The sequence below is a fragment of the Sphingomonas sp. 2SG genome (assembly GCF_005503285.1).
GTDB classification, from domain to species: domain Bacteria; phylum Pseudomonadota; class Alphaproteobacteria; order Sphingomonadales; family Sphingomonadaceae; genus Sphingomonas; species Sphingomonas taxi.
In genome coordinates this window covers 1-12,318 of sequence record NZ_SCMZ01000036.1, presented here as the reverse complement: position 1 = coordinate 12,318, position 12,318 = coordinate 1, and the positions used below count along the sequence as shown (strand labels likewise).

Below are 12,318 nucleotides of genomic sequence, written 5' to 3'. Positions count from 1 at the left end.
TGGGCACGGTCATCGGCCGGCCGATCCAGCCCGCGGGCTGGTCCGCCCGACCGGTCCAAGGAAGGGGATCGCCCGATGCTGCCCGATTACGTGACGCGGCCCTTCCGCCTCTATACGGACTTCCACGGTCGATCCACCCGGCGCGAGTTCCTGTGCTTCAGCGTGATCCTGTGGATGGCGCTGTTTGCCGCCTTCTGTCTCGGCGATGCGCTGGACATGCCGGCCAGCCATGACTGGGCGGTGGCCTTGTGCGGCATCGTCTTGCTCGCGCTGATCGTTCCCGGCTTAGCCGTGAAAGTGCGACGGCTGCATGACATGGACCTGTCGGGATGGTGGGTGATCGCTTCGGGCGTGCCGTACCTCGGCTTTCTCGTCGACTTGTTCTTCGTGTTCAAGGCGGGGGATTCCACCGACAATCGCTTCGGGGCGAACCCGCGGCTCGCCACCGGCGCGATGGCCTGACCTTGCCTATGCGCCGGCGTTGGTCAGGCGTTCGAGCTGATCCTTGCTGAGTTCCAGCTCCATCGCCGGCAGCAGGTCTTCCAGCTGCGCCACCTTGGTCGCGCTCGCGATCGGTGCGGTGACGCCCGGCTGCGCGATCAGCCACGCCAGCGCGATCTGCGCGTGGCTCGCGCCGGTCTCCTCCGCGACGCCGTCCATCGCGGTGAGCACGTCGGCGCCCTTGCCGTCGAGCAGCTCGGTCATGCGGCCGCCGCGGACGCTTTGGCCGAGGTCGTCCTTGCTGCGGTACTTGCCGGTGAGGAAGCCCGAGGCGAGGCCGTAATAGGGCAGCACGCCGATGTTCTCGGTGACGCAATAGTCCTGCAGCTCGCCTTCGAACTTGTGGCGGCTGACGAGGTTATATTCGGGCTGGAGCACGTGATAGCGCGGCAGGTCGTGCGCCTTGGCGGCGTCGATCGCCGATTTCAGCCGCGCCGCGTGGAAGTTGGAGGCGCCGATGACGCGGACCTTGCCCGCGTCGATCAGCCGGCCGAACGCCTCGAGCACCGCCTCCTGCGGCACGCCGTCGTCGTCCTGATGCGCGTAATAGAGGTCGATCCGGTCGGTGCCGAGCCGCTTGAGCGACGCCTCGGCGGCGGCGGCGATGCGGGCAGGAGCGAGCTTCTCGCCGCCTTCTCCGGGGAGCATGCCGACCTTGGTGGCGAGCAGCACCGAATCGCGCTTCCCGCTGGCCTTCAGCCATTCGCCGATCATCGTCTCGGACTCGCCGCCCTGATGACCGTCGACCCACGCCGAATAGACGTCGGCGGTGTCGATCATCGTGCCGCCGCCGGCGACGAAGGCGTCGAGCACGGCGAAGCTCGCCGCACGGTCGGCGGTCCAGCCGAAGACGTTGCCGCCGAGGACGAGCGGGGCGATGCGGAGGTCGGTCGAGCCTAAGCGGCGCAGGGTCATGGCTGGGCGTCCGTGTCGTTGGAGGTGACGGCGTCGAGGTCGATGCTGTTGGCGTCGAGCATTGCGGCGGCGTCGTTGAGCTGGGCGGCTTCGTCGGCGCTGACCGTGCCGGGATCGTCGCCGCCGCCGCGCGAACAGGCGAGCAGCGCCAGGGGGAGGACGGCCGCCGCCAGCAGGCGCGACCGGCGATCGTCCCCCCGCGACATCAGTTCTTGAGCGAGCGGCCGGCGCGCTCGAGCGCGTTGCCTGTGGCGTCGGCGGCGCGGTCGGCGCCGTTGCTGATCGCATCGCCGGCGCGATCGAGGCGGTCGTCGGCGTGGGCGGCGGCGTTGTCGAGATGGTCGCCGGCATTGTCGATGTGGCGCTCGGCCGAGCCGAAGGCGCGGTCGGTGGCGACGTCCACGTCGCTGACGGCGTTGCGCGTCGTCGCTTCGGTGTCCGCGGCGATCGCGTTGGCGGCGTCGGCGGTCTCGTTCTGGGCGTTCTGGCTGCACGCGGCGAGGCCCACGGCCAACGGGGCGGCGAGGATCAGCAGGCGCTTCATCGATAATCTCCCGGTAAGTTCACTAACCTCGCGCAAACGCGGGTCGGCCGGTTCGGGTCCGCGTTGACCGCATATAAAGATATCTTTATATGTTGATGCGACATGACCCTCGCGCTCGATATCTTCCGTGCCTTAGCCGATGCCACGCGGCTGCGCATCTTCTCGCTGCTGCGCACGATGGAGCTGTCGGTGGGCGAGCTGGCGCAGGTGCTCGGCCAGAGCCAGCCGCGGGTCAGCCGCCATGTGAAGATCCTGTGCGACGCCGGCCTCGCCGAGCGGCGCAAGGAGGGGAGCTGGGTGTTCGTCGCGCTCGGCCGGGCGGCGGCGACGGGTCCGGTCGCGGTCGCGATCGACCAGTGGCACAAGACCGAGCCCGATCATTGGGCGGTCGCCGACGCCGCGCGGCTCGCCGCGGTGCGCGCCGATCGCGCGGCGAGCGCGGCGCAATGGTTCGAGGGCCATGCCGACGAATGGGATGCGATCCGCTCGCTCCATATCGCCGAGAGCGAGGTCGAGGCGGCGATGGCGCAGGTGCTCGGCGACGGACCGCTCGGCAGCCTGATCGACATCGGCACCGGCACCGGGCGGATGCTCGAACTGTTCGGCGATCAGGCGGACAGCGCGCTCGGCATCGACCGATCGTCGGAGATGCTGCGGCTCGCCCGTGCCAAGCTGCACGACCGTGCCAATACCGAACTGCGCCAGGCGGACCTCTATGCGCTGCCGATGGCGGACGGCGCGGCGGATGTCGCGATCCTGCACCACGTGCTGCATTTCGCGCAGCAGCCGGGTGCGGCGATCGCCGAGGCGGCGCGGGTGCTGGGGCAGGGCGGGCGGTTGCTGATCGTCGACTTCGCGCCGCACGATCGCGAGGACCTGCGCACGCGCGACGCGCATACCCGGCTGGGCTTCGCGGACGACCAGATCGCGGGCTGGTTCGGCAATGCCGGGCTGGCGCTCGCGCGGACCGAGACGCTCAAGGGCGGCGAATTGACGGTGACATTGTGGCTCGGACGCAAATCGGGCGCGAGCCTGCGTGAAGTGCCTTTGAAAAAGGTTGGGGTGGCATGACGATTTCGGTGAACCAGCTCGAAGAGGCGCAGATCGCGCTCAAGGCGCCGCTCTATGCGGACGTCGCGGGGGATATCGACGTTTCGTTCGAATTCTTCCCGCCCAAGAACGAAAAGATGGAAGAGCAGCTCTGGGATGCGGTGCGGACGCTCGAGCCGCTCGCGCCGAGCTTCGTGTCGGTGACCTATGGCGCGGGCGGCTCGACGCGTGAACGGACGCACGCCACGGTGGCGCGCATCCAACGCGAGACGTCACTGGCGGCGGCAGCGCATCTGACCTGCGTCGAGGCGACCAAGGCGGAGATCGATCAGGTCGCCGAGGAATATTGGGCGGCGGGCGTGCGGCATATCGTCGCGCTGCGCGGCGATCCGCCCGCGGCCGGGGCGAAGTTCGCCAGCCATCCGGGCGGGTACGAGAATGCGGCGGCGCTGGTCGCCGGGCTCAAGCGGCTGCATCCGTTCGAGATTTCGGTGGCGGCCTATCCCGAATGCCATCCCGATTCGCCCGACATGACGGCAGACATCGACAATCTGAAGCGCAAGTTCGACGCGGGTGCGACGCGTGCGATCACGCAATTCTTCCACGAGCCCGAGACCTTCTTCCGCTATCGCGATCAGGTCGCCGCGGCGGGGATCGACGCCGAGATCGTGCCGGGGATCATGCCGGTGACCAATTTCGCCAGCGTCGTGCGGATGAGCAAGATGTGCGGCACCGAGGTGCCGGCGTGGATGGCGCGGCTGTTCGACGGGCTGGAGGATCATCCGGCGTCGCGGCAGCTGATCGCGGCGACGCTGGCGGCGGAGCTCAGCCGCAAGCTCTATGCGGGCGGGGTGAAGTCGCTGCATTTCTACACGCTCAACCGGGCGGAGCTGGCGTTCGCGATCTGCCACCTGCTGGGGGTGCGTTCGAAGCCGGTGGCGAGCGTGGCGGCGGCGTAGCAAATTCCTCCCCGGTACGGGGAGGGGGACCAGCCGCAGGCTGGTGGAGGGGGCTCTCCACCGGCGACACCGTTTGTGGAGAGCCCCCTCCACCCCTCGGCTATCGCCGAGCGGTCCCCCTCCCCGTGCCGGGGAGGAATTGGAAGTGACATGACCACACGCGACACATTCCTTGCCGAGGCCGCCAAGCGCATCCTGATCACCGACGGCGCGTTCGGCACCGAGATCCAGAACTGGAAGCTGTCCGAGGCGGATTATGCCGGCACGCTCGGCCTGAGCCATGACCAGAAGGGCAACAACGACATCCTCGCGCTGACCAAGCCGGAGGTGCCCGAGTCGATCCACCGCGCCTATTTCGAGGCGGGGGCGGATATCGCCGAGACCAACACCTTCTCCGCCAACAAGATCAGCCAGGCCGACTATGGCGCCGAGCATCTGGTCCGCGAGATCAACGTCGAGAGCGCGAGGATGGCGCGGCGCGTCGCCGACGAGTTCCAGGCGAAGGACGGGCGTCCGCGCTTCGTCGCCGGGGCGATCGGGCCGACCAACAAGACGCTGTCGCTGTCGCCCGACGTCAACGATCCCGGCTATCGCGAGATCGACTTCGACTATCTCAAGGACGTGTATCGGGAGCAGATCGACGCCCTGGTCGAGGGCGGCGCCGACTTCGTCCTGATCGAGACGGTGTTCGACACGCTCAACGCCAAGGCGGGGATCATGGCGGCGCTGGAGGCGGGGGACGCGTTGGGGCGCGACCTGCCGATCATGATGTCGATGACGCTGACCGACCTGTCTGGCCGCAACCTGTCGGGCCATACCGTCGAAGCGTTCTGGCATGCGGTGCGCCATGCCAAGCCGCTGACGATCGGGCTCAATTGTTCATTCGGTGCGGAGCAGTTGCGGCCGCATGTGAAGACGCTGAGCGAGATCTGCGACACGCTGATCATGATCTACCCCAATGCCGGCCTGCCCAACGAACTCGGCGCCTATGACGAGGCGCCGGCGACCACCGCGGGGCTGGTCGGCGAATGGGCGCAGGCGGGGCAGGTCAACGTGCTCGGCGGCTGCTGCGGTTCGACCCCGGCGCATATCGCGGCGATCGCCGAGATGGCGCGTGGCGTGACGCCGCGGCCGGTGCCGGTGGCGCCGGTGCGGACGCGGCTGGCAGGACTCGAGCCGTTCACGATGGCGGCATGACCCCCTTCGCCATCATCGCGCGGCTCAACGCCGCCCGTATCCACCACACGATCACCAGCATCAGGGACGATGCGCTTCTGATCGATGCGGCGGTGCCGGGCGAACGGTGGGAGATCGAGGTGTTCGAAGACGGCCACGTCGAAGTCGAACGCTACCGATCCGATGGCGAGATCGCGGACGAAGCCGCCCTTACCAATTTGCTTGCTCGTTTCTCGGATAATTCATGACCATTTCTTCCGCCCAGTTCGTCAATATCGGCGAGCGCACCAACGTCACCGGCTCGGCGCGCTTCAAGAAGCTGGTGATGGCCGGCGATTACCCCGCCGCGGTCGCGGTGGCGCTGCAGCAGGTCGAGGCGGGGGCGCAGGTGCTCGACGTCAATATGGACGAGGGCCTGCTCGACGCGCACGAGGCGATGACGACCTTCCTCAAGCTGATCCAGGCCGAGCCCGATATCGCGCGCATCCCGGTGATGGTCGATTCGTCCAAGTGGGACGTGATCGAGGCGGGGCTGAAATGCGTCTCCGGCAAGCCGATCGTCAATTCGATCAGCATGAAGGAAGGCGAGGAGGCGTTCCTGCATTATGCGCGCAAGTGCATGGCCTATGGCGCGGCCGTCGTCGTCATGGCGTTCGACGAGGTCGGCCAGGCGGACACCAAGGAGCGCAAGGTCGAGATCTGCTCGCGCGCCTATGAGCTGCTGATCGGCATCGGCTTTCCGCCCGAGGACATCATCTTCGATCCCAACGTCTTCGCGGTCGCGACGGGGATCGAGGAGCATAACAATTACGGCGTCGACTTCATCGAGGCGTGCCGCGAGATCAAGGCGCGCTGTCCGCACGTCCATATCTCGGGCGGCCTGTCGAACCTGTCGTTCAGCTTCCGCGGCAACGAGCCGGTGCGCCGCGCGATGCACTCGATCTTCCTCTATCATGCCATTCCCGCAGGCATGGACATGGCGATCGTCAACGCCGGCCAGCTCGACGTCTACGACACGATCGATCCCGAGCTGCGGACGGCGTGCGAGGACGTCATCCTCAATCGCGATCCCGAGGCGGGCGACCGGCTCGTCGCGCTGGCGGAGAAATATCGCGGCACCGATGCGGTGGCGGAGAAGGCGGCGGCGGAATGGCGCTCGCTCCCCGTCACCAAGCGGCTGGAATATGCCTTGGTGAAGGGCATCGACGCGCATGTCGTCGACGATACCGAGGAATGCCGCCAGCAGTTCGCACGGCCGATCGAGGTGATCGAGGGGCCGCTGATGGACGGAATGAACGTCGTCGGCGACCTGTTCGGTTCGGGCAAGATGTTCCTGCCGCAGGTAGTGAAGAGCGCGCGCGTGATGAAGAAGGCGGTGGCGCATCTCCTGCCGTTCATCGAGGCGGCCAAGGAGCCCGGCGCCAAGGGCAAGGGCAAGATCGTGATGGCGACGGTGAAGGGCGACGTCCACGATATCGGCAAGAACATCGTCGGCGTCGTGCTCCAGTGCAACGGCTTCGACGTGGTCGATCTCGGCGTGATGGTGCCGTGGACCAAGATCATCGAGGCGGCGAACGAGAATGACGCCGATATGATCGGCCTGTCGGGGCTCATCACCCCGTCACTGGATGAGATGGTGACCGTCGCCGAGGAGATGAAGCGCGCGGGCATGACGATGCCGCTGCTGATCGGCGGCGCGACGACGTCGAAGGTGCATACCGCGCTGCGCATCTCGCCCGCCTATGACGGGCCGATCGTCCATGTGCTCGACGCGAGCCGCGCGGTCGGCGTCGCGACGACGCTCGTCTCCGATACGCAGCGCGACGCCTATGTCGCCGGCGTCGCCGAGGATTACGAGAAGGTGCGGCTGGCGCGCGCCAACAAGGGGCAGAACGACCTGCTGCCGCTCGCCGAAGCGCGCAAGCGCGGCTTCGTCGCCGATATGGCGCTGAAGGCACCGCCGGTCGCCAAGCCGGGCGTGCACGTCTTCGACGACTGGGACCTCGCCGACCTGCGCCAGTATATCGACTGGACGCCGTTCTTCCGCGCCTGGGAACTGGCCGGCAATTTCCCCGCGATCCTCACCGACGAGGTGGTCGGCACCAGCGCGACCGGCCTGTACGAGGACGCGCAGGCGATGCTCGATACGATCATCGCCGAGAAATGGCTGACCGCGCGGGGCGTCGCCGGGCTCTGGGCGTGTCATCGGCACGACGACGACGTCTGGGTCTATACCGAGCATCGCGAGTCGCATCGCAGCCCCGATGGCGCGAGCATTCCCGAAGGCTTCCATATCCCCAATCTCGACCGCACGCAGGAGGCGAGCGTGCGGCTGCCGTTCCTGCGCCAGCAGATCGCCAAGCGCGAGGGGCGCGCGAACATGTGCCTCGCCGATTTCATCGATCCGGCGGGCGACTGGATGGGCGGCTTCGCGGTCGGCATCCACGGCATCGACGCGCATATCGCGCGGTTCAAGGCGGACAACGACGACTACAACGACATCCTGCTGAAGGCGCTCGCGGATCGGCTCGCCGAGGCGTTCGCCGAGGCGCTGCACGCGCATGTCCGCCGCGACCTGTGGGGCTATGCGCCCGACGAGCAGCTCACCAACGAGGCTTTGGTGCGCGAGCAATATCGCGGCATCCGCCCGGCGCCGGGCTATCCCGCCTGTCCCGAGCATAGCCTCAAGCGGATGTTGTTCGACATGCTCGACGTCGAGGGCAATGCCGGGCTGGAGCTGACCGAGAGTTTCGCGATGCTGCCGACCGCGGCGGTCAGCGGCTTCTACTTCGGCCATGCGCAGGCGGAATATTTCGGCGTGGCGCGGATCGGGCAGGATCAGGTGGCCGATTATGCCGCGCGGCGCGGCGTCGACGTCGCGCTGGCGGAACGCTGGCTGCGGCCGAACCTCGACTGAAGGGGGGGGCTGCGCTTCGGCTGCACCCTCCACGCCGTCACCCCGGACTTGTTCCGGGGTCCACCGGGCCGCGAGGGAACGGCGTAACGTCAGCCCTTCTCCTAGCCGCGGAGTGGACCCCGGAACCAGTCCGGGGTGACGGTATGGGCTTGGAGAGCGACTCCATTGAGCGGCTGGATGTTATAGCCATCCCCCAAGGGCAGGGGCGTCCTAGAACCCGCGCTTCCTCAACGCCGGATCGCGCCGGAGCAGCGGTGCGACGACCGGGATCGTCAGCATCGTGCTCGCCACCGCCATCAGCAGCAACGCGGTGAACGTCTCGTTGGTGATGATCTTCTTGTCCAACAGGATGTTGACGAAGATGATCATGATCAGCGCCTTGGTCTGGAGCAGCCAGCCGATCGCCTTGGCGTCGCCCTTCGGCCATTTGAGGATGCGGCCGGCGAGGTGGATGCCGGCGAGCTTGCCGCCGACCGAGGCGGCGAGCAACAGCGCGGCGACGGCGAACACCGCCGCGCCCCCCACGCCCCATTGCGTCTTGAGACCCGTCGACAGGAAATAGACCGGCATCACCGCGAGCAGGATGGTCTGGCGGAATCGGTCCATCCGCGCCTCGCCGAACCAGCGCGCATCGAGCACCGCACCCGCCAGGAAGGCGCCGACCATGAAGTGCAGCCCGGCCCAGTCCGCCGCGAAGCCGCACAAAGCGAGCCAGATCAGCCCGACGTACCAGCGGTCGTTCTCGCCGAGCGCGCGCAGCAGCTTGCGGATCGCCCAGGTGGCGATGGCGAAGCCGACGAGGAAGCCGCCCTGCCGCCCGACCCGCTCCCAGTCGAGCAGGATCAGCGCGAGCACGCCCCAGATCGCGATATCGTCGAGACTGGCGTAGCGCAGCACGCGCTGGCCGAGCGGTTCGCGCAGGACGTCGAGCTTCTCCATCAGCAGCACGAGGATCGGCAAGGCGGTGACCGCGCAGGCCATGCCGATGCCGAGCACGACCTGCCAGTCGGCTCCGTCGGCGCCGCGCCAGCCGGGATAGCGCAGCATGATCAGCGCCGCGACGCTGCCCGCGACCAGCGGCACGCCGAGCGCGAGCCCGGCGGTGACCCCGGTCTCGCGGCGGCGGCGCCATGCCTCGCCGAGGTCGAGCTCGAGCCCCGCGACCCAGACGAACAGCATCACCGACCACCAGGCGATGCCGTTGAGCGCGCTCATCGTCGGCGCGGTGAAGACGAAGGCGTAATAATCGGGGAAGATCGCGCCGAGCACGCCCGGCCCGAGCAGGATGCCGCCGATGATCTGCACGACGACCAGCGGCGCCCAATAATCGGTGCGCCCGACCCGCCAGACCAGCCACGGCAAGGTGAAGATGATGAGGATCGCGAGGAGGAAGACCTCCGTCGGTGACATGGCGTGCATTCTGCCCTCCCGTGGCGACCCCCCGGTCGCCTTATCGTTACGGCGGCGATAGCCGATCCGTAGTTGGGACCGCAATCATTCTGACGTCGCGGGTCATTCCGGGACACGCGGGCGTGCGGATCGCAGCGGCGGCGGCGCGCTTCAGGCGATAGGATGCGGCGATGACCCGCATGATCCTCGCGCTCGCGATGCTCGCCGCCCCGGCCTCCGCCCAATCGGGCAAGCCGTTCACCATCGCCGAGACCGGGCAGGGCTTCGACGATCTGCAGGCGGCGGTGTCGTCGGTGCGGATGGGGACCGCGACGATCCGCATCGCCCCCGGTGTCTACCGGCAATGCGCGGTGCAGCAGGGCGGCCGCATCACCTTCCAGGCGGTGACGCCGGGCACCGCGATCTTCGAGAAGGAGGCGTGCGAGGACAAAGCGGCGCTGGTGCTGCGCGGGCAGGGATCGGTGGTCGACGGGCTGGTGTTCCGTGGCTATCGCGTGTCCGACGGCAATGGCGCGGGCATCCGCACCGAGATGGGCGACCTGACCGTCACCAATGCGATGTTCCTCGACAGCCAGGAGGGTATCCTGGGCGGCGAGCCGACCGGCCAAAGGATCACGATCGACCGCTCGACCTTCGCGGGGCTCGGCCAGTGCGACGAGGCGGTCAATTGCTCGCATGCGATCTATCTCGCCAATCGCGGGCAGGTGACGATCACCCGCTCGCGCTTCGAGCGCGGCACCGGCGGCCATTACGTCAAGCTGCGCGTGCCCAACGTCGTCATCACCGACAACAGCTTCGACGACACCGCCGGGCGCAAGACCAATTACATGATCGATTTGCCGGAAGGCGCGCGCGGCCTGATCGCGCGCAACGGCTTCGTCCAGGGGCGCGGCAAGGAGAACAGCAGCGGGCTGATCGTGGTGGCGGCGGAGGCGAAGACCTATCCGTCGGCGGGGCTGCGAATCGAGGACAATGACGCGCGGCTCGCGCCGGGCGCGCCGGGCAATCCGGCGTTCGTCGCCGACCTCAGCCACGAGCGGTTGGCGGTGGGCGCGAACCGGCTGGGGCCGGGCATACGAATGTTCGAGACGCGGTAAGCATAGGGGGGATTGGCGGCTAGACGGATTTCTCCTCCTGGCGGGGAAGGGCAATCGCATATGGCTGCGGTGATGAGGCTCGATCGCTTTCCTTGCCAAATTCGTCACCCCGGACTCGTTCCGGGGTCCACCGGGCCGCGAGGGAACGGTGTCGAATCAAGCCTTTCTCCTCGCCGCAGGGTGGACCCCGGAACAAGTCCGGGGTGACGGGGTGGGCTTGGACGACGACAGGCTTGCACGAGCATGACCATCTGGAGTGTGGCGACGGCATCATATCGCCGTCATGCCGGACCTGATCCGGCATCCCGCTTCTTGTTCGCGACGTCCGAAGAAGCGGGACCCCGGCGCAAGGCCGGGGTGACGGGGCGGGTTTGGGAAGTCGCCCGACCCTAGCGGTCGCGGCGCGCGGCGCGGACGATCACGGCGGACGACAGCAGGATCGACGACACCAGCGCGCCGACCGACAGCAAGCCGCCCGGCGTCATCGTCAGCTCTGCGCGCAACCGGCTGCGCTTGCCGATGCGGAGCGCGATCGCGGCGCGCTGGATGGCGGGGCGTGCGGGAAGGGCGGGGGTTTCCATGTCGGTCCAACGATCGACCGGCGGCGGCGTTCAATCGCTACGGGGCAGCCGTCGCGGATCGATCACGACATGGCGGATGCGGGTGCGGTTCCAAGTGTAGCTGACATGGACCAGCCCGTCGCGGGTCTGGATGACCGCGGGATAGGCATAGCCGTCGGGGCGCGGCTTGCTCTCCAGCGTCAGCACGTGATGCCAGCGCATGCCGTCGCCGGACAGCGCGACGTCGAGCGGGTAGCGCGGGCCGTCGCCGGGCCGGTCGGGCCAATGCGCGCTGTGATTGTAGACGATCAACTGCCGGCCGTCGGCGAGCGTCACCGCATCGGTGCCGGCATTGGGATTGGGCAGGTCGATCGCGGCGAGCGGCGACCAGCTGCGGCCGTCGTCGCGCGACCAGCTCATCGCCAGCGCCCCCTGTCGCGTCCGCGCGACGAGTTCGAGGCGACGATCGGGGAAAGCCAGCACGCTCGGCTGGATCGCCTCGATCCCCATCGGCGAGGGGATGGCGGGCTCGACCTGCCACGTCCGTCCGGCGTCGGTGGAGCGCTCCATGCGGATGAACCAGCGATTGTGTTCGGGCGTGCCCTCCTCGCGGCTCGACGGGGCGAGCCACGCGCCGCCGGGCGTCACCACCGGCTTGTTCTTGATCGGGCCGAGCACGCCGTCGGGAAGGCGGCGCGGCGCGCTCCAATGCCGCCCGCCGTCGCCGGAGGTGATCACCATCCCCCACCATTCGCGCGGGTTGGGGCCGACCTTGTAGAACAGGTGGAGCGGTTGCCCCGCGGGCTGGAACAGCACCGGGTTCCAGGTCGCGAAGCGCCGGCCGTCGGCGGTGCTGCCGTCGGCGACGCTCACGGGTCTGTGCCAGCCGGACCGGTCGTGGCGCGCGAACCAGATGGTGACGTCGGGCCGGCTCTCGCCGCTGCCGCCGAACCAGGCGGCGGCGATCGCGCCGTCGGGCAACTCGACCAAGGTCGAGGCATGCGCCTGTGGATAGGGCGGGGCGGGGTCGATGAACTCGCTGCGCAGGATCGGCGTGGCGAGGGCGGTGGCGGCGAGGAGCGGCGCGGCGAGGGCGAGGAGCATGGCGGGTTTTTACCCCGTTCGGGCGCGGGGGCCATGGTTTGTTGGTTGACGGTAGGTGTGTGTCGGTCGTCGGTCGGGTTGGAAC

General features: G+C 68.1%; 13 protein-coding genes. 7 read left to right on the top strand and 6 right to left on the bottom strand.

Annotated elements, in window-relative coordinates:
• Positions 1–75 precede the first annotated feature (75 nt).
• Positions 76–462 (top strand): DUF805 domain-containing protein, encoded by a 387-nt coding sequence (locus tag FFS23_RS14265; RefSeq protein WP_137899122.1) that lies wholly within the window; start codon positions 76–78, stop codon positions 460–462.
• 6 nt (positions 463–468) lie between these two features.
• On the opposite strand, the gene FFS23_RS14260 is transcribed toward FFS23_RS14265, so the two are convergent.
• The 3 genes from FFS23_RS14260 to FFS23_RS14250 are packed head-to-tail and all read right to left on the bottom strand — an operon-like array spanning position 469 to position 1,960.
• Positions 469–1,416, bottom strand: a complete 948-nt coding sequence (locus FFS23_RS14260) for an aldo/keto reductase (RefSeq protein WP_137899121.1) — start codon at positions 1,414–1,416, stop codon at positions 469–471.
• On the bottom strand, positions 1,413–1,622 hold the full coding sequence (locus FFS23_RS14255; RefSeq protein ID WP_137899120.1) for a hypothetical protein: 210 nt from the start codon (positions 1,620–1,622) through the stop codon (positions 1,413–1,415). Before FFS23_RS14255 ends, FFS23_RS14260 begins: the two co-directional genes overlap by 4 nt.
• Positions 1,622–1,960, bottom strand: a complete 339-nt coding sequence (locus FFS23_RS14250) for a hypothetical protein (protein ID WP_137899119.1) — start codon at positions 1,958–1,960, stop codon at positions 1,622–1,624. Before FFS23_RS14250 ends, FFS23_RS14255 begins: the two co-directional genes overlap by 1 nt.
• Positions 1,961–2,062: 102 nt before the next feature.
• Between FFS23_RS14250 and FFS23_RS14245 the strand changes: the two genes are divergently transcribed.
• The 5 genes from FFS23_RS14245 to metH all read left to right on the top strand — a co-directional run bounded on the left by FFS23_RS14245 (position 2,063) and on the right by metH (position 8,062).
• On the top strand, positions 2,063–3,031 hold the full coding sequence (locus FFS23_RS14245) for an ArsR/SmtB family transcription factor (protein WP_038663214.1): 969 nt from the start codon (positions 2,063–2,065) through the stop codon (positions 3,029–3,031).
• Positions 3,028–3,969 carry a methylenetetrahydrofolate reductase [NAD(P)H] gene (gene metF, locus FFS23_RS14240; protein ID WP_137899118.1) on the top strand — a complete coding sequence of 314 codons (942 nt, stop codon included), beginning with the start codon at positions 3,028–3,030 and terminating at the stop codon, positions 3,967–3,969. The genes FFS23_RS14245 and metF overlap by 4 nt, the downstream gene beginning before the upstream one ends.
• Positions 3,970–4,119: 150 nt before the next feature.
• Positions 4,120–5,166: a homocysteine S-methyltransferase family protein gene (locus FFS23_RS14235; RefSeq protein WP_137899117.1), complete on the top strand. Its 1,047-nt coding sequence runs from the start codon at positions 4,120–4,122 to the stop codon at positions 5,164–5,166.
• Positions 5,163–5,393 (top strand): hypothetical protein, encoded by a 231-nt coding sequence (locus FFS23_RS14230; protein ID WP_137899116.1) that lies wholly within the window; start codon positions 5,163–5,165, stop codon positions 5,391–5,393. Before FFS23_RS14235 ends, FFS23_RS14230 begins: the two co-directional genes overlap by 4 nt.
• Positions 5,390–8,062: a methionine synthase gene (gene metH, locus FFS23_RS14225; protein WP_137899115.1), complete on the top strand. Its 2,673-nt coding sequence runs from the start codon at positions 5,390–5,392 to the stop codon at positions 8,060–8,062. Before FFS23_RS14230 ends, metH begins: the two co-directional genes overlap by 4 nt.
• Positions 8,063–8,272: 210 nt before the next feature.
• Here the strand turns inward: metH and FFS23_RS14220 are convergent, their stop codons facing one another.
• A complete protein-coding gene (locus tag FFS23_RS14220) occupies positions 8,273–9,481 on the bottom strand; it encodes a cation:proton antiporter (RefSeq protein WP_137899114.1) in 1,209 nt (402 codons plus the stop codon).
• 161 nt (positions 9,482–9,642) lie between these two features.
• Here FFS23_RS14220 and FFS23_RS14215 point away from each other — a divergent pair, with 161 nt between their 5' ends.
• Positions 9,643–10,569 (top strand): right-handed parallel beta-helix repeat-containing protein, encoded by a 927-nt coding sequence (locus FFS23_RS14215; protein WP_137899113.1) that lies wholly within the window; start codon positions 9,643–9,645, stop codon positions 10,567–10,569.
• Between the two features lie 389 nt (positions 10,570–10,958).
• On the opposite strand, the gene FFS23_RS14210 is transcribed toward FFS23_RS14215, so the two are convergent.
• A complete protein-coding gene (locus FFS23_RS14210; RefSeq protein ID WP_137899112.1) occupies positions 10,959–11,150 on the bottom strand; it encodes a hypothetical protein in 192 nt (63 codons plus the stop codon).
• A gap of 30 nt (positions 11,151–11,180) precedes the next feature.
• Entirely contained in the window at positions 11,181–12,233 is a 1,053-nt protein-coding gene (locus FFS23_RS14205; protein ID WP_137899111.1) for a sialidase family protein, read from the bottom strand.
• Positions 12,234–12,318 lie beyond the last annotated feature (85 nt).